Genomic DNA, 17,429 nt, shown 5'->3' on the forward strand with positions numbered 1-17,429 from the left:
CCTGGAAGTGGTGCGCAGTATAAAGACATTCGCTGAGCGGTCAAGCACTTATTTCAACTAAGTGACAATCCAGGTGAATCTCATCAGACCTACTCTATATAACGCCTGCAGCCCTCAATCCAGCCAGCGCATCCTCGTCCAGCCCCAATACGTTCGCCAGTACCGATTCGGTGTGCTCACCCAACAACGGCGGCGCCCAGCGATATTCGACAGGCGTGGCGGACAAGCGTATCGGGCTCGCCACCTGCGGCACGCTGCCGCCCAAGGCATGCGGCAGCGCCAACGCCAGACCCCGCGCCACGACCTGCGGATCCTTGAACACGCTGTCCAGATCGTTGATCGGCCCACACGGCACGCCTGCGCGCTCCAGCTGCTCGACCCATTCAACCGTTGTCTTGAACACCGTAGCCTGACGAATCAGCGGAATCAGCTGCGCGCGATTGGCGACGCGCAGGGCGTTGCTGTGGAATCGTGGATCCCTGGCCCACTCCGGATGACCCGCCACTTCAGCGAACTTGCAGAATTGACCGTCGTTACCCACCGTCAGAATGAAATCGCCATCGGCTGTCGGAAAGTCCTGGTACGGAACGATATTGGGATGCGCATTGCCCAGGCGCTGTGGTGAGCTGCCTGTAGTGAGGTAGTTCATGGCCTGGTTGGCCAGGCAGGCAACCTGTACATCCAGCAACGCCATGTCGATGCTCTGCCCCACGCCGGTCTGCTCGCGATGGGCGAGGGCGGCCAGAATTGCGGAAGTCGAGTAAAGGCCTGTAAGGATGTCAGTCAGCGCCACGCCGACTTTCACCGGTCCCGCCCCAGCCTCACCCTCCGGTCGCCCCGTGAGACTCATCAGCCCCCCAAGCCCCTGGATCATGAAGTCATACCCCGCGCGCTTGGCGTAGGGCCCGGTTTGACCGAAGCCGGTGATGGAGCAATAGATGAGCTTGGGGTTTACCGCCTTGAGGCTGTCGTAATCCAGCCCATAGGCGGCCAGCCCACCCACTTTGAAGTTTTCGATGACGATGTCGGACTGCGCCGCCAGCGCTCGTATCAGCGCCTGACCCTGCGGCTGCGTGAAGTCGATGGTGACCGAACGCTTGTTGCGATTGGCCGACAGGTAGTAGGACGTTTCCCCTGTGCTGCGCCCTTCGCTGTCTTGCAGAAAGGGCGGCCCCCAAGCGCGGGTATCGTCACCCTTGCCAGGGCGCTCCACCTTTATGACGTCAGCCCCCAGGTCGGCGAGGATCTGTCCGGACCACGGCCCGGCCAGTACGCGTGAGAGATCCAGCACTCGTACATGCGACAGCGCGCCCATAGCCCACTCCTTCTATTAATAGAACGCCTGGATACCGGTCTGCGCCCGCCCGAGGATCAGCGCATGGATGTCATGCGTACCTTCATAGGTGTTGACCACCTCGAGATTGACCAGATGACGAGCAACGCCGAACTCGTCGGAGATGCCATTGCCGCCGAGCATGTCGCGAGCCATGCGCGCGACGTCCAGGGCCTTGCCGCAGGAATTGCGCTTCATGATCGAGGTGATCTCGACCGCTGCAGTGCCTTCATCCTTCATCCGCCCCAGACGCAGGCAGCCTTGCAGCCCCAGGGTGATTTCAGTCTGCATGTCCGCCAGCTTCTTCTGGATCAATTGATTGGCAGCAAGGGGGCGACCGAACTGCTGGCGGTCAAGGGTGTATTGGCGAGCCGTATGCCAGCAGGCCTCGGCTGCACCCAGCGCGCCCCAGGAAATGCCATAGCGTGCGGAATTCAGACAGGTGAATGGGCCTTTAAGGCCGCGCACGTCCGGAAAGCGGTTTTCCTCCGGCACGAACACGTTGTCCATGACGATCTCGCCCGTGATAGACGCGCGCAGGCCGACCTTGCCGTGAATCGCCGGAGCGCTCAGGCCCTCCCAGCCTTTTTCAAGAATGAAACCGCGGATATCGCCGGCATCGTCCTTGGCCCAGACCACGAACACGTCGGCGATCGGGCTATTGGTGATCCACATCTTCGCGCCGCTCACGCGGTAGCCGCCGTCGACCTTGCGCGCGCGGGTGATCATTGCGCCGGGATCAGAGCCGTGGTTGGGCTCGGTCAGACCAAAGCAGCCGATCCATTCCCCGGTGGCCAGCTTGGGCAGGTACTTCTGTTTCTGCGCTTCGCTGCCGAATTCGTTGATCGGCACCATGACCAGGGACGACTGCACGCTCATCATCGAGCGATAGCCCGAATCGATGCGCTCGACCTCACGCGCAATCAGGCCATAGCAGACGTAGTTCAAGCCGCTACCGCCATAAGCCTCAGGGATGGTGGCACCGAGCAGGCCGATTTCACCCATCTCGCGGAAGATCGCGGCGTCCGTCTTTTCATGGCGGAAGGCGTCGATCACCCGAGGCGCCAGCTTGGCCTGGGCAAACTGATAGGCGCTGTCACGCACCATGCGCTCTTCTTCCGTGAGCTGCTGATCGAGCAGCAGCGGGTCGATCCAGTTGAAATGCGCTTTGTCAGCCATGGGCAAACTCCTCGGGTGGTCCTGCTCGTTCGTTGGATCGAATGAGCCTAGGCCCGATTCGCCCAAGGAACAAACCACGAATGTGCACGCAGCAGTGATAATTTCTCACTCCGGACTGCCGCAAGCCGAAGCCTGACCTTCCTATAGAGTGAGTTTGACGTACATGCGCCGTACCATTCCCAGCACCACCGCGTTGATCTGCTTCGAAGCCGCCGCCAGGCACGAGAGTTTTACCAAGGCGGCCCATGAGCTGGCCCTGACGCAGGGGGCGGTCTGTCGACAGATCGCCGGGCTGGAGGCGCTTCTCAACGTCGAGCTGTTTCGCAGGTCCCAGCGCGGCGTAAAGCTCAGCGAGGCGGGCTTGTCCTACAGCCGCCAGGTAGCGGCGCAGCTGGACGCCGTGGAGCGCGACACGTTGTCGGTGATGCGCTTGCAGGGCGCCAATGTGATCGAGCTTGCGGTAGTGCCGACCTTCGGCACGCAGTGGTTGTTGCCGCGCTTGAAAAGCTTTCAGTCGGCGCACCCTCAGGTGACGGTCAACCTGACCAACCGCACGCGGCCCTTCATGTTTGCCGACACCCCGTTCGACGCCGCGATCTATTTCGGTGACGCCGACTGGCCCGGCACGCAATCGCATTGGTTGATGAGCGAAAACCCCTTGCCGGTCTGCAGCCCACGCCTGCTCGACAACACGTGCGAGCCAGACCCCCTGTGCATTGCCGGCCTTCCTCTACTGCAGCAAACCACCCGCCCGTATGCCTGGCGGCAGTGGTTCAACTCGCTGGGCCTGAACGTGGCCAAGGACATGACCGGCCCGCGCTATGAACTGTTTTCAATGCTGGCCCAGGCAGCCCTGCACCAGATGGGCGTTGCGCTGATTCCACCTTTCCTCATTCAACGGGAGTTGCTGGAGGGTAGTCTGGTGGTCGCTCACAGGCATGTCCTGGCCAGTGACAAGGCCTACTATCTAATGATTCCGGAGCGCAAGGTGGCGTCGCAGTCGCTGTGCATCTTCCGCGACTGGTTAGTGAGCAACGCCAGGGAATACGTGAGGTCCGTACAGAACACGAGCAATTACTGACCCCGTAGTCAGCTAAAAATAGAACCTACAGATATACGCTTATGTCGCCTATAAGAAATTTGTTATGACCATAAAAATGAGGCGGCGCTGAACACCAAAATTTGCCCCATCGAGATTTTCTTCAGTAAATTTGAATAAAACCCGTTTATTTCTCGATTTAGGCTATTTTTTCAACGTATTCTCCAGATCGCCCGTCGCTGGCGGCCTGCGCACTGCGCCCTGCGACACATAGTCACAGCATGACTTGTAGTTTTGACGAGGTCACACTTCAAAATTGATTGAAGGTCGACGGCGACGTCTGCAAAATGCTTCGCCCGCCCCGCAATGGGCATGGAAACGGTCAATGGACGCCCCAGCCACACCACTCGAAGTGGGCTGGTTTCTTACAAGATTCAAGGTCACCGCAGGAGACATGCCGTGCATATTGGTGTTCCTCTCGAGACGCAGTCGGGCGAGACGCGCGTCGCCGCTACCCCGGAAACCCTCAAAAAACTGATTGCCCAAGGCCATCAGGTGACTGTCCAGCATGGTGCGGGCCTCAATGCCAGCATTCAGGACAGCGCTTATGAAGCCGTTGGTGCCTCGCTGGGCACTGCAGGTGACGCCTTTGGCGCGCAGCTGCTGCTCAAGGTGGTCGCACCAAGTGAGCAGGAACTGAGCCTGATCAATCGCGGTACGGTACTGGTGGGGATGCTCAATCCGTTCAACAGCGAACTGATCGCCAAGATGGCCGAGCACGGTATTACCGCTTTCGCCCTCGAGGCCGCGCCGCGCACCTCGCGAGCGCAGAGCCTGGATGTGCTGTCTTCGCAGGCCAACATCGCGGGCTACAAGGCCGTGATGCTCGCCGCTCATCACTATCCGCGCTTCATGCCCATGCTGATGACGGCTGCCGGCACGGTGAAGGCGGCACGCGTGCTGATTCTGGGCGCCGGCGTAGCGGGGCTGCAGGCCATTGCCACGGCCAAGCGGCTCGGGGCGGTGATCGAGGCGTCCGATGTGCGCCCGGCGGTCAAGGAACAGATCGAGTCGCTGGGGGCCAAATTTCTTGACGTGCCCTACGAGACCGATGAAGAACGCGACTGCGCCCAAGGCGTCGGTGGCTATGCCCGGCCGATGCCGGCCAGCTGGATGCAGCGCCAGGCCCAGGCCGTGCATGAGCGCGCCAAGCAGGCCGACATCGTGATCACCACCGCACTGATCCCGGGTCGCAAGGCGCCAACGCTGCTCAGCGCTGAGACCGTCGCGCAGATGAAACCCGGCTCGGTGGTCATCGACCTGGCGGCAGCGCAGGGCGGCAATTGCCCGCTGAGCGTGGCCGACCAAGTGGTCAATGCCCATGGCGTGACCATCCTGGGCCCGACCAATCTTCCGGCCCAGGTGGGCGCAGACGCCTCGGCGCTGTATGCACGCAACCTGCTGGACTTCATGAAGCTGCTGTTCGACAAGGACGGCGCCCTGGTGATCAACCTCGAAGACGACATCGTCGCCGCGTGCCTGATGTGCCGCGACGGGCACGTCGTGCGCAAGAACGGCTAAGGAGCAGAGCAATGGACGACATGCTGATTTCCCACGGCATCTACAACCTGATCATTTTCGTGCTGGCCATTTATATCGGCTACCACGTGGTGTGGAACGTGACCCCGGCCCTGCACACGCCGCTGATGGCCGTCACCAACGCCATTTCCGCCATCGTCATCGTCGGCGCCATGCTCGCCGCCGCCCTGACCGTGACGCCCGCCGGCAAGATCATGGGCACCCTGGCGGTGGCACTGGCAGCAGTCAACGTGTTCGGCGGATTTCTGGTCACCCGGCGGATGCTGGAAATGTTCAAGAAGAAAGTCAAAAGCGCGGGGCAGCAATCATCATGAGCATGAACCTCGTCACCGTTCTCTACCTGGTCGCCTCGGTCTGCTTCATCCAGGCGCTCAAAGGGCTGTCGCACCCCACCACATCGCGCCGGGGCAACGTCTTCGGGATGCTCGGCATGGGTATCGCGATCGTTACCACCGTAGGCCTGATCTACAAGCTCGCCGCGCTCTCGGTCGGTAGCAGCGGAGCCACCGCCGGCATCGGCTATGTGCTCATCGGCCTGTTGGCCGGCGGTACCGCAGGTTCGGTCATGGCCAAGCGCGTGGAAATGACCAAGATGCCCGAGCTGGTTGCCTTCATGCACAGCATGATCGGCCTGGCGGCGGTGTTCATCGCCATCGCGGCAGTGCTCGAACCGCAGTCGATGGGCATCGTTGCCCTGATCAGCGACCCGATTCCAACCGGCAACCGCCTGGAGCTGTTCCTGGGTGCGGCCATTGGTGCCGTGACCTTCTCCGGCTCGGTGATCGCGTTCGGCAAGCTGTCGGGCAAGTACAAGTTCCGCCTGTTCCAGGGTGCGCCGGTAAAGTTCGCCGGCCAGCACAAGCTGAATCTGATCCTGGGCCTGACCACCCTCGCACTCGGCCTGGTCTTCACCTTCACCGGCCACTACAGCGCGTTCGCGCTGATGCTTGCCCTGGCCTTCGTGATGGGTGTGCTGATCATCATCCCGATCGGCGGTGCCGACATGCCGGTCGTGGTGTCGATGCTCAACAGTTACTCGGGCTGGGCGGCGGCGGGTATCGGCTTCTCGCTGAACAACTCGATGCTGATCATCGCCGGCTCGCTGGTGGGCTCTTCGGGCGCGATCCTTTCGTACATCATGTGCAAGGCAATGAACCGCTCGTTCTTCAACGTGATCCTGGGCGGTTTCGGTGGCGCCACAGACGCCGCAGCAGCCACCGGTTCTACCGAGCAGCGTCCTGTGAAATCAGGCTCTGCGGACGACGCCACTTTCCTGTTGAGCAACGCCGACAGCGTGATCATCGTGCCTGGCTACGGCTTGGCGGTGGCGCGCGCCCAGCATGCGCTGAAGGAACTGACCGAGAAGCTGGTGCACAAGGGTGTAACGGTCAAGTACGCCATTCACCCGGTGGCGGGGCGCATGCCCGGGCACATGAACGTGCTCCTGGCCGAGGCCGAAGTGCCGTACGACCAGGTATTCGAGATGGACGACATCAACGCCGAGTTCGGCCAGGCTGACGTGGTGCTGGTACTGGGTGCCAACGATGTGGTCAACCCGTCGGCCAAGAACGATCCCAACTCGCCCATTGCCGGCATGCCCATTCTCGAGGCGTACAAGGCCAAGACCGTCATCGTCAACAAACGCTCGATGGCCAGCGGCTATGCCGGCCTGGACAACGAACTGTTCTACCTGGACAAGACCATGATGGTGTTCGGCGATGCCAAGAAGGTGATCGAAGACATGGTCAAGGCCGTGGAGTAAGCCTGTGCCTGCACATCCCTCCTTTATATAGAAGCAGCGATGTGACGCTTTGCGCCCCAGCCCCGGTAGCGATTGCCGGGGCTTTTTTCATTCCAAGGGCCCGATAAAAGGCACCAAAAACCCTACATTTCATAGACCTTGGTCGTGGGACGGCACTGGGCGAAGGCACTAGACTGCGCATCTAGCTTGAGTAGCCCGAGATAAACACCCATGTACCGTGACCGTATTCGCTTGTCCTCCCTGCACAGCAAGGTAATGAGTGCAGCCGATGCCGCTGGCCTGATTGAAGACGGCATGACCGTCGGCATGAGCGGTTTCACCCGTGCCGGCGAAGCCAAGGCCGTGCCCCATGCGCTGGCCGAGCGCGCTCGCCTGGCGCCGCTGAAGATCAGCCTGATGACCGGCGCGAGCCTGGGCAATGACCTGGACAAGCAGCTTACCGAAGCCGGCGTGCTGGCCCGGCGCATGCCTTTCCAGGTGGATAGCACCTTGCGCAAGGCCATCAACGCCGGCCAGGTGATGTTCATCGACCAGCACCTGTCGGAGACGGTCGAGCAACTGCGCAACAAGCAGCTCAAACTGCCCGACATCGCTGTCATCGAGGCCGTTGCAATCACCGAGCAGGGCCATATCGTGCCAACCACCTCGGTAGGCAACTCGGCAAGTTTCGCGATCTTTGCCAAACAGGTCATCGTCGAGATCAACCTGTCGCACAACCCGAATCTGGAGGGCTTGCACGACATCTACATCCCGACCTATCGGCCAACCCGCACACCCATTCCACTGGTGCAGGTCGACGACCGCATTGGCGGCAGCGCCATTGCCATCGACCCGGAGAAGATCGTAGGCATTGTCATCAGCGATCAGCCAGACTCACCGTCCACGGTGCTGGCGCCTGACCATGAGACTCAGGGCATTGCCGATCACCTGATCGCCTTCTTCAAACAGGAAGTGGCCGCAGGGCGCCTGACCAACCGCCTCGGCCCCCTGCAAGCCGGCATCGGCAACATCGCCAACGCGGTGATGTGCGGGCTGATCGACTCGCCGTTCGAAGACCTGACCATGTACTCCGAAGTGTTGCAGGATTCGACCTTCGACCTGATCGATGCGGGCAAGCTGAGCTTTGCGTCCGGCAGCTCGATCACCTTGTCGCAACGGCGCAATGCGGACGTGTTTGGCAATCTGGAGCGCTACAAGGACAAGTTGGTACTGCGCCCGCAGGAGATCTCCAACCACCCGGAAGTGGTGCGGCGCCTGGGCATCATCGGGATCAATACAGCGCTGGAGTTCGACCTGTACGGCAACGTCAACTCCACCCACGTGTGCGGCACGCGGATGATGAACGGCATTGGCGGCTCGGGCGACTTCGCGCGCAATGCACACCTGGCGATCTTCGTGACCAAGTCGATTGCCAAGGGTGGCGCCATTTCCAGCGTGGTGCCGATGGTCAGCCATGTGGACCATACCGAGCATGATGTCGACATCCTCGTGACCGAACAGGGCTTGGCGGATCTGCGTGGCCTGGCGCCACGTGAGCGGGCGCGGGTGGTGATCGACAACTGTGTGCACCCGGATTACCGCGCCGCCCTCGACGACTACTTCACCCGTGCCTGCGAGCGAGGCGGGCACACGCCGCACATCCTGCGTGAAGCATTGAGCTGGCACGAGAACCTTGAGGAACGCGGCAGCATGCTCGCTGTTTGACCTGATCCAGCAACGATCACCCGCAAGCGTTTCCCACTGAAGGGTGAATGCTTGCGGGTTTTTTTGTACGCAAAGAAACTGTACGAAAAAATTAGATTTAACTGTACTACTGTACTGGTATCAAAGCGTCCCACAGCATCCCTTGAACGAAGCCATCGTCATAAATGCATTATTTTGGTGCACGCCAGTACAGTTATGGCGTTTTTGAGTGCAACAGCTGCATTTCACAATTAACTGAACACATTCAATACCCCTGAACTGTACCTACTGTTCTGGACGACCAAGGAGGATGATGGGCACCAGTTAACCACTATCTAATGCCGCCATAAGCGGAAGGATGAAATCATGGAACGTACACTCAGTTCCGATCTGGCTTTCGAACAAAACTCCAACGCCCAGGCCTCGCTGCCACTGCGTGCATTTTCTACTCTGATGCTGTGGCAGCGCCGCTTGTCCAGCCGTCGTCAGCTGGCGCGTCTCGACACTCGCCTGCTGGCCGACGCTGGTATCAGCGAGTCACAGCGTTACGAAGAGCTGGGCAAGCCGTTCTGGCGCTAAGCCCTCGCTGGCCGGCGCGTCCGGCAGTGCTCTTGAAACCCGTCGCAGGGAACTGCGACGGGTTTTTTGTTTCCAACGGCGGTCTAGAGCGTTTCAGGCAAGAACAAGTACAGTTAGGTCGAGGCTAAATACGACAAGTACAGTTTCCGCAGGAGCTTTACATCTGGAAATAACTCCATGTGATACTTTGCGCCCGAGAGTCTGTTAGAAACCCGTCTGGCCCACGTACCGCATTGGCCACTGCGAGCGTCCGATTACGCAGATCACCTTCGACTCTAGTCAGGAGCCTCACTTCATGTCCCGTAAATCTCTGTTCGGCGCCGCTCTGCTGCTGGCCATGGCCGGCACCGCCAACGCGTCCAGCTTCATCGTCACCACCGATGCCGTAGTCGACGGCATTGCCGCCTCTACCCACGCCACGTCGGATGCCTCCTCTTCGCTACGCGACAACAAGATTGTCCAGGCCGCTCGTGACGACGCTGCAAGCTTCGTCGGCAGCCAGGGTGAAATCCGTGGTGCCAAGCTGGAGAGCGCGCTTGGCTTCATCCGCCAGCAGGCGCCATCGTTGCAGGCCAGCGATGCGCAATTGGCCCAGGCCATTCTCGCGCTGTAACCCTGCATCGCCGCGCTGGCACAGCCCAGCGCGACTGTTTCCCGCCCAACCGCTGTGCCAGATCCTCTGATGCGATTCCTGCTTGCAATGCTCTGCCTGCTGGCCGTGCCCAGCGTCCATGCCTTCGATACCACCACTCAAGGCCTGGTGATCAGTGCCTACGGCTTGACTCAACTGACCACGGCGCCCTTCGACCGCAAGCTGCTCCTGCAGGCCCGCGACGATGCGGCTGCATTCGTTGCCAGTGCCGGTCAGATTCGCGGCGTGCGGCTGGAAGCAGCACTACTGGCCTTGCGCCAGGCAGGCCCTGCACAATCTGCCAACGACCTTGAACTGGCGCGGGCGATTCTCGTCCAACGCTCACTGTCTGATTCCCCTGTATTTTCTGGAGATGCTCCATGCGCAAACCGCTGATCGCCGCCACCTTGGGCCTGCTCTTGCTCGCTGACCTGGCCCAGGCGCAAACCCTGGTGGCCACCAGCAATATCATCGTCCGCGCCTTTGGCCGTTCGATCGATTTCACCTCCGACACCACGACCTCGATCCGCGATTCCAAGGTGGTGCGTGAAGCCCACGACGATGCCGCCAGTTTCGTCGCCAGCAATGGCGACATCCGCGGTGCCCAGCTCGAAGCGGCCTTTGGCACTCTGCGCGAACGCCTGCCCGAGGCGCGTGATGCCAGTGATCAGGTGCTGGCCGAAGCCATCCTGGCGCTGTGACCAGCGTGCGTGCCTGGCTTCTCGGTTGCGCACTGACGTTACTGGGCACGCCCGTACTGGCTGATCTTCGCCTCGACCTGCAAACCAAAGGTCTCGATGCGGCGCAGCAGCACGCCACGCAAACCCTGCTCGATGAAGCCATGGCCAAGCTGCCACCGCGTTTCAAGGCGCAGTTGGACCGCCGCGTGCTCGTCAGCTGGGACCCGGCCATGCGCGAAGATGCCTACGGCCAGGCATCGCTGGTCGACACGCTCTCGCTCAATCAGCGCCTGCTGCCTGGGCTGGTGGACGGTAGCGCCGCTACCCAGAAGTCCCAACGCCCGCACGGCACCGTGCGCGAGGAACTGCTGGCCACCGTCCTGCACGAACTGACCCACCTCTATGACCGCGCACGGCTCTGGTCGGCCGCCGACCGCCCGTTGCTCAACCGCTGCAAACGCCAGCTGAGCAGCCTGGGCAAGATCGGCCTGCCTGAACAGTGCCGCGGCCAGACCGAACGACGCTTTACCCTGAGCGACGACCCGCGCCTGCTCGACCTGGCCGGCTGGCAGCAATACGTGGGCCGGCGCGGTGAGCGCGAGCAACACAACGGCCAGGATGTACGCAGCCCGGATGCCTACGAGCTGAGCAGCCCGAAGGAGTTCGTGGCGGTCAACATGGAGTATTTCCTGCTCGACCCCAGCTACGGTTGCCGGCGTCCGGCGTTGAACCAGTACCTGCGCAAGCATTTCGGCTGGGCGCCGCCGCAGAACGCCTGCGCCAAAGGCCTGCCCTTCATCAATGCCGGCAACGACTTCGCCCGCCAGCCGCTGGGCGAAATCGACCCCGAGCGTGTCTATGAAGTCGACTACCTGCTGGCCGAGGCCAATCAGAACTGGGTCAGCCGCTGGGGCCACAGCATGCTGCGCCTGGTCATCTGCGCGCCAGGCCGGCCGCGCGGGCCTGACTGCCGGCTCGACCTCGACCAGCACCTGGTGCTGTCTTACCGGGCCTTCGTCAACGACGTACAGCTGTCGAGCTGGGACGGCCTGGTCGGCGCCTATCCCTCGCGTCTGTTCGTGTTGCCGCTGGGCCAGGTGATCGATGAGTACACCAAGACCGAGCTGCGCAGCCTGGCGTCGATTCCGCTGAAGTTCAGCCGCACCGAAGTGGAAAACCTGGTGCGCCAGGCTGCGGAAATGCATTGGAGCTATGACGGCAACTATTACTTCCTGTCGAACAACTGCGCGGTGGAATCGCTCAAGCTGCTGCGCAGCGGCACTGGCAACCCGCGGCTCAACGACCTCGACAGCATCATGCCCAATGGCCTGCTCGAAGTGCTCAAGGCCCGCGGTCTTGCGGACACCAGCGTGCTGGATGACCCGCGCAAGGCCTTGCGCCTGGGTTATCGCTTCGATTCCTACCGCGACCGTTTCGAGGCCATGTTCCAGGTGCTGCGCAAGCAATTGCCGGTGCCCCAGCAAAACGTCGAAGACTGGCTGGGCCAGGATGCCGAGAAGCGCCGCCCCTGGTTCGCCAAGGCCGACTTGCGCACCAGCGCAGCCTTGCTGCTGCTCGAACAGGCCAGCCTGCGCCGCCAGTTGCTGCTGGCCCAGGACGAGGTCAAACAACGCTACCTCAATGCCAGCGCGCTGAAGGACGGCTCCGTGGACAGCGCCAATGACACCTTGCAACAGATGCTGGCCAACAGCGGCTTTCTGAGCCAGCCGGCCGAGCTGCTCGGCACCCAGGGTTACGGCCTGCCGCAGCCCGCCGAACGCACGCACCTGGAACGCACGGCCAGTGATCGCCAGGCTCAGCTGCTGCGTCTGAGCACCCACCTCGATCAGCAAGTGCGCGCCTTGCTGTCACCGGATCGGGCCAAGGAAATTGCCGCCGTGGAGGCCAACGCCCGGCTGATCGGCGATCACCTGCGTGCCTTGCACAAGGCCGCCGGCGGTCTGCAACTGCCCTGAGATCGACGGTGCCGGACCGGCGCCGTTGACCTTCGGTCACCTGCATTGCCGCGAAAGCTGGCTGAAAGCTTTGCCCCCTAGGATGTCACCATGACCGGCAGCAGATCGGTCCGCCAAGGCCCTGCACGCAGCGCGCAGCCTGGCTTATCCAACAACAATAAATGGTGATTCCGATGTCCTTCCGTGCCCGTACCCCTGCACCCGCAATTCCCCGCTCCCCACTCCAGGCCCCTGGCGCCCTGCGCTGATCCGTCCGACGCGTCCTCACTTACGCAGCGCCCCGCCTGGAGTATTTCCCCATGCTGACCTTCCTCGGCTTCGCCATGGTCATCACCTTCATGTACCTGATCATGACCAAGCGCCTGTCGGCCTTGATCGCGCTGATCCTGGTACCGATCCTGTTTGCCCTGTTCGGCGGCTTCGCCTCTGACATCGGGCCGATGATGCTGCAAGGCATCACCAAGCTTGCGCCCACCGGTGTGATGCTGATGTTCGCCATTCTGTACTTCGCACTGATGATCGACTCGGGTCTGTTCGACCCGGCCGTGCGCAAGATCCTCGCGCTGGTCAAGGGCGACCCGGTCAAGGTCTCGGTCGGCACCGCCGTGCTGGCCCTGGTGGTGTCACTCGATGGCGACGGCGCCACCACCTACATGATCTGCTGCGCCGCCATGCTGCCGCTGTACAGCCGCCTGGGCATGAGCCCGCGGATCATGGCCGGGTTGATCATTCTCGCCGGCGGGGTGATGAACATGACGCCCTGGGGTGGGCCGACTGCGCGTGCTGCCAGCGCGCTGCAGGTCGATCCGTCCGACATCTTCGTGCCGATGATCCCGGCCATGGCCGCTGGCGTGCTGGCGATCCTCGCCATTGCCTACCTGTACGGCAAACGCGAGCGCGCCCGCCTGGGCGAACTGCGCCTGCCCACCGATGACATCGATCACAGTGCCATCAGCGTTTCGCAGTTCCCCGAGGCTCGCCGGCCAAAGCTGCTGTGGTTCAACGGTGCGCTGACCTTCGCCCTGATGGTCGCGCTGATCGCCGGGCTGCTGCCGCTGCCGGTGCTGTTCATGGTGGCCTTCAGCATCGCCATGATCGTCAACTACCCCTGCCTGCAGCAGCAGAAGGAGCGCATCGCTGCGCATTCGGGCAGCGTGCTGGCGGTGACCGGGCTGATCTTCGCGGCGGGTATCTTCACCGGCATCCTCTCCGGCACTGGCATGGTCGACGCCATGTCCAAGAGCCTGCTGGCGGTGATTCCTGACGCGCTTGGGCCGTACCTGGCAGTCATCACCGCACTGGTGAGCATGCCGTTCACCTTTTTCATGTCCAACGACGCCTTCTACTATGGGGTACTGCCGGTGTTGACCGAAGCGGCCAGCCACTACGGCATCAGCCCGGTGGAGATGGCGCGTGCGTCGATCGTCGGCCAGCCAGTGCACCTGCTCAGCCCGCTGGTGCCCTCGACCTACCTGCTGGTGGCCCTGGCCGGTATCGAGTTCGGCGATCACCAGCGCTTTACCCTCAAATGGGCCGTGCTGGTCTGTCTGTGCATCCTGCTGGCAGCGTTGCTCATGGGTATTTTCCCGTTGTTCGGCACCCTGTAACGGCTGCACGGTTCGACGGGCACGCCTTGCGCAATGGCGTGCCCGCCGCAGGTTTGACCCTGTGACCGACGCCCTCCGGCAAATGCCACTAAATATTTCAAATATGTGTCAGCCATGCCAAGCTGGCAGGCACTGCGCATAGCAGCTACAGCTTGAGTGAGACCTGTCAGAACCGCCCGTCGAGGGCCAGGCTCATCGCACCATCCATTGGCCCGTGCAGGGCATCTTTCGAAGGGGGCCCGATCATGCTGACCCTGCTCAACCTGTTGTCGGCCGTCACTTTGCTGGTGTGGGGCACGCATATCGTGCGTACCGGCATCCTGCGCGTGTATGGCTCCGACCTGCGCCGCGTCATCGGCAACAACATGGACAAGCGCCCGCTGGCCTTCATCGCCGGCATCGTGGTCACGGCCATGGTGCAGAGCAGCAATGCCACCGCCATGCTGGTGACCTCGTTCGTCGGCCAGGGCCTGATGGCCATGACCCCGGCCCTGGCCATCATGCTCGGCGCCGATGTGGGGACGGCGCTGATGGCCCGGGTGCTGACCTTCGACCTGTCCTGGCTGTCGCCACTGCTGATCTTCGTCGGGGTGATCTTCTTCCTGTCGCGCAAGCAGACCCGGGTTGGCCAGATGGGCCGGGTGTTCATCGGCCTGGGGCTGATCATCCTGGCGCTGGAGCTGATCGTGCAGTCGGCAGCGCCGATCACCCAGGCGCAAGGGGTCAAGGTGCTGTTCGCCTCGCTGACCGGCGACATTCTCCTCGATGCCCTGGTGGGCGCGCTGTTCGCGATGATTTCCTACTCCAGCCTGGCGGCGGTACTGCTGACCGCAACCTTGGCCGGCTCCGAGCTGATCAGCCTGCCGGTGGCCATCGGCCTGGTGGTCGGCGCCAACATCGGTAGCGGCCTGCTGGCCTTCCTCAGCACCAGCATGCAGAACACCGCCGGCCGCCGCGTTGCCTTGGGCAGCCTGCTGTACAAGCTGATCGGCCTGGTGCTGATCATCCCGGTGCTGCATCCACTGGTGAACTGGATGGACAGCCTGAGCTTCAGCCCGCAGGAGCTGGTGATCGGCTTTCACCTGCTCTACAACACCCTGCGCTGCCTGTTGATGCTGCCCACGGTGAAATACATGGGGCGCATCTGCAACACGTTGCTGCCCGAACGCGATCACCCGGACAGCCAGACCCAGCCGCGCCACCTCGATCCGTCAGCGCTGGAAACCCCCAGCCTGGCCCTGGCCAACGCCGCACGTGAAACCCTGCGCCTGGGCGATATCGTCGAAAGCCTGCTGACCACCATGCTCGGCGCACTGCGCGGTACGCAGCCGGCCATGGCGCAACAGGTGAGAACGCTGGGCGAAGACGCCGATGCGCTGTACAGCGCGATCAAGCTGTACCTGGCGCAGATGACCCGCGAAGACTTGAGCGAACATGACAACCGCCGCTGGGCCGAGATCATCGAGCTGGCGATCAACCTCAAGCTGTCGAGCGACCTGATCGAACGCATGCTGCGCAAGGTGCAGCAGCAGAAGACCGCCCAACGCCGCGAGTTCTCCGAAGTGGGCCTGGGCGAGCTGACCGGCTTGCAGGAGCAATTGCTGGCCAACCTGCGCCTGGGCCTGTCGGTCTTCCTCAGCGCCGACCCGGAAAGTGCCCGCCTGCTCCTGCGGGAAAAACGCCGATTCCGCGCGCAGGAGCGGCGACTCGCCCATGCCCATGTCAGCCGCCTGCAACGCAAGGTGGTGCAAAGCATCGAGACCAGCTCGCTGCACCTGGAGCTGATCGCCGACATGAAGCGTTTGAACTCTTTGTTCTGCAGCAGTGCCTATGTGGTACTGGGCGGCTCGGACACTGGCGGGCTGATGCTCGACAGCGTGCCCGATGAAACCCGTCAAGCGTGAACCTGCTCATTTCGGAGAGTGCCGGACCTGCCCATGCGTTACCTGATGTTCGTTTGCCTGCTGGTTTTCACCCTGCCATCGCTGGCCCTCGACCGTTCCCGGGTCGAGGGTTATCTGTTGCCCAATGGCCTGCAGGTGGTGCTCAAGTCGGGCTATGAACGCGACCACGTCTCGATCCGCCTGGTGATCGGCGTGGGCCTGGATGACTTCGCGTGTGACCAGCGCGAGCTGCCGCACCTGCTCGAGCACCTGTTGTTCAGCGGCATCGACGAGGGGGGTGAAGGAGGCCTGGAAGAGCGCTTGCAAGCCTTGGGCGGCGAGTGGAACGCCTTTACCAGCAGCGCCGATACCACCTTCGTCATCGAAGCTCCGGCGCGTAACCAGCGCAAGGTACTCGACCTGCTGCTGGCACTGCTGCGCGACACTCGGATCGATGCCAAGGCACTGGCCACCGCACAGACCATCATCGAGCGTGAAGACGGCGGCCACTACGGCCACCTGCAGCGCTGGCTCGACCGCCAGGACATCGGCCATCGTCCCAGCGAGCAGCTGGCCGAAGAGCTGGGCCTGAAGTGTGCGGAACGCTCGGACGTGAGCGGCATGACCCTCGAGCAGGTCAGCGCGGCGCGCGCGCACTGGTACGCCGCCAACAACATGACCCTGATCATCGTCGGTGGGCTGGACAAGCTGCTGCCCGCCTACCTGGAACGCACCTTCGCCGAGTTGCCGGCCACCGAGCCGGGTGACCGTCGCGACCTGGAGACCATCACCCATCAAGCCGAAGCGCGGCGCACGCTGACCCGTGGCTGGCTGGGCGACACTGCCCGGCTGAACTGGCTGTTCATCGAGCCGGTGCTGGCGAATGACCATGACTCGACCCTCGAGCTGCTCTCGCGCTACCTGGACTGGGCGGTGTATCAGCAGTTGCGCTTGCGCGAGGGGCTGTCTTACGGCCCGTCGGTCAAGCGTGAAAGCTTTGGTGACAGCGGCATGCTCAACATCGACGCCGACCTGGAACGCAAAGACATCGACGCCGCCGTGAAATCACTGCAAGCGCTGTTCGATCAGTTGCGCAAGGACGGCCTCGACGCCAAGACCTTTGCCCGCATCAAGGAAGCCTCCATTGCCCGCCAGAGCTGGGCGACCCAGGGCAACAGTGCGCTGGCCGACTATTACTGGGGCGCCCTGAACGATTACGACAATGGCCGCTACACCGACCCGATCAGCAAACTGCGCCAGGTCAGCCTGGCGGACGCCAACGCGGCGCTGGCCGAGCTGCTCAAGTCCGAAGGCTACGTGCGCATCGAACGCCCTTTGCTGGACGATGACGCGCTGTACGGACTGGCAGGCCTGGTGCTGGTACTGATCCTGGCGACCGGGCTTCTGCTCGGCTGGCGTGCGCGCCGGCAACGCCAACCGGCACCTCGCCCCAGCGGCGCTACACGGCAGCGATGATT

At 62.3% G+C, this 17,429-nt stretch carries 15 protein-coding genes; 13 read left to right on the plus strand and 2 right to left on the minus strand.

The genetic code is table 11. The features are described from left to right. Positions 1-94 precede the first annotated feature (94 nt). On the minus strand, positions 95-1,315 hold the full coding sequence (locus RT028_RS10510; protein ID WP_312934712.1) for a CaiB/BaiF CoA-transferase family protein: 1,221 nt from the start codon (positions 1,313-1,315) through the stop codon (positions 95-97). A 15-nt stretch (positions 1,316-1,330) separates the two neighbouring features. Further along, positions 1,331-2,512, minus strand: a complete 1,182-nt coding sequence (locus RT028_RS10515; RefSeq protein ID WP_312934714.1) for an acyl-CoA dehydrogenase — start codon at positions 2,510-2,512, stop codon at positions 1,331-1,333. Between the two features lie 163 nt (positions 2,513-2,675). Here RT028_RS10515 and RT028_RS10520 point away from each other — a divergent pair, with 163 nt between their 5' ends. The 13 genes from RT028_RS10520 to RT028_RS10580 all read left to right on the plus strand — a co-directional run bounded on the left by RT028_RS10520 (position 2,676) and on the right by RT028_RS10580 (position 17,427). Continuing rightward, positions 2,676-3,593: a LysR family transcriptional regulator gene (locus RT028_RS10520; RefSeq protein ID WP_312934716.1), complete on the plus strand. Its 918-nt coding sequence runs from the start codon at positions 2,676-2,678 to the stop codon at positions 3,591-3,593. Positions 3,594-4,010: 417 nt separating this feature from the next. Next, positions 4,011-5,132, plus strand: coding sequence for a Re/Si-specific NAD(P)(+) transhydrogenase subunit alpha (locus RT028_RS10525; RefSeq protein ID WP_312934718.1), 1,122 nt, complete (start codon positions 4,011-4,013; stop codon positions 5,130-5,132). Positions 5,133-5,143: 11 nt separating this feature from the next. Next, the gene (locus RT028_RS10530; RefSeq protein WP_312934719.1) at positions 5,144-5,464 is read left to right on the plus strand and encodes an NAD(P) transhydrogenase subunit alpha; all 321 of its coding nucleotides are present in this window, start codon (positions 5,144-5,146) and stop codon (positions 5,462-5,464) included. Then, a complete protein-coding gene (locus RT028_RS10535; RefSeq protein ID WP_312934720.1) occupies positions 5,461-6,912 on the plus strand; it encodes an NAD(P)(+) transhydrogenase (Re/Si-specific) subunit beta in 1,452 nt (483 codons plus the stop codon). Before RT028_RS10530 ends, RT028_RS10535 begins: the two co-directional genes overlap by 4 nt. A 210-nt stretch (positions 6,913-7,122) precedes the next feature. Continuing rightward, positions 7,123-8,616, plus strand: coding sequence for an acetyl-CoA hydrolase/transferase family protein (locus tag RT028_RS10540; RefSeq protein WP_312934721.1), 1,494 nt, complete (start codon positions 7,123-7,125; stop codon positions 8,614-8,616). A 345-nt stretch (positions 8,617-8,961) separates the two neighbouring features. Next, complete coding sequence (locus tag RT028_RS10545; RefSeq protein WP_312934722.1) at positions 8,962-9,174, plus strand: DUF1127 domain-containing protein; 213 nt, start codon at positions 8,962-8,964, stop codon at positions 9,172-9,174. A gap of 295 nt (positions 9,175-9,469) precedes the next feature. Further along, positions 9,470-9,787: a DUF2388 domain-containing protein gene (locus tag RT028_RS10550; RefSeq protein WP_312934723.1), complete on the plus strand. Its 318-nt coding sequence runs from the start codon at positions 9,470-9,472 to the stop codon at positions 9,785-9,787. 69 nt (positions 9,788-9,856) lie between these two features. Continuing rightward, complete coding sequence (locus RT028_RS10555; protein ID WP_312934725.1) at positions 9,857-10,201, plus strand: DUF2388 domain-containing protein; 345 nt, start codon at positions 9,857-9,859, stop codon at positions 10,199-10,201. Continuing rightward, complete coding sequence (locus RT028_RS10560) at positions 10,186-10,506, plus strand: DUF2388 domain-containing protein (protein ID WP_312934727.1); 321 nt, start codon at positions 10,186-10,188, stop codon at positions 10,504-10,506. Before RT028_RS10555 ends, RT028_RS10560 begins: the two co-directional genes overlap by 16 nt. Next, positions 10,503-12,461, plus strand: coding sequence for a DUF4105 domain-containing protein (locus RT028_RS10565; protein ID WP_312934728.1), 1,959 nt, complete (start codon positions 10,503-10,505; stop codon positions 12,459-12,461). Before RT028_RS10560 ends, RT028_RS10565 begins: the two co-directional genes overlap by 4 nt. A 299-nt stretch (positions 12,462-12,760) precedes the next feature. After that, positions 12,761-14,068 carry a CitMHS family transporter gene (locus RT028_RS10570; protein ID WP_312934730.1) on the plus strand — a complete coding sequence of 436 codons (1,308 nt, stop codon included), beginning with the start codon at positions 12,761-12,763 and terminating at the stop codon, positions 14,066-14,068. 245 nt (positions 14,069-14,313) lie between these two features. Further along, complete coding sequence (locus tag RT028_RS10575) at positions 14,314-15,972, plus strand: Na/Pi cotransporter family protein (RefSeq protein WP_312934732.1); 1,659 nt, start codon at positions 14,314-14,316, stop codon at positions 15,970-15,972. A gap of 33 nt (positions 15,973-16,005) precedes the next feature. Next, positions 16,006-17,427 (plus strand): M16 family metallopeptidase, encoded by a 1,422-nt coding sequence (locus RT028_RS10580; RefSeq protein WP_312934733.1) that lies wholly within the window; start codon positions 16,006-16,008, stop codon positions 17,425-17,427. Positions 17,428-17,429: the final 2 nt, after the last annotated feature.

This window comes from Pseudomonas sp., from assembly GCF_032058845.1.
Taxonomy (GTDB): domain Bacteria; phylum Pseudomonadota; class Gammaproteobacteria; order Pseudomonadales; family Pseudomonadaceae; genus Aquipseudomonas.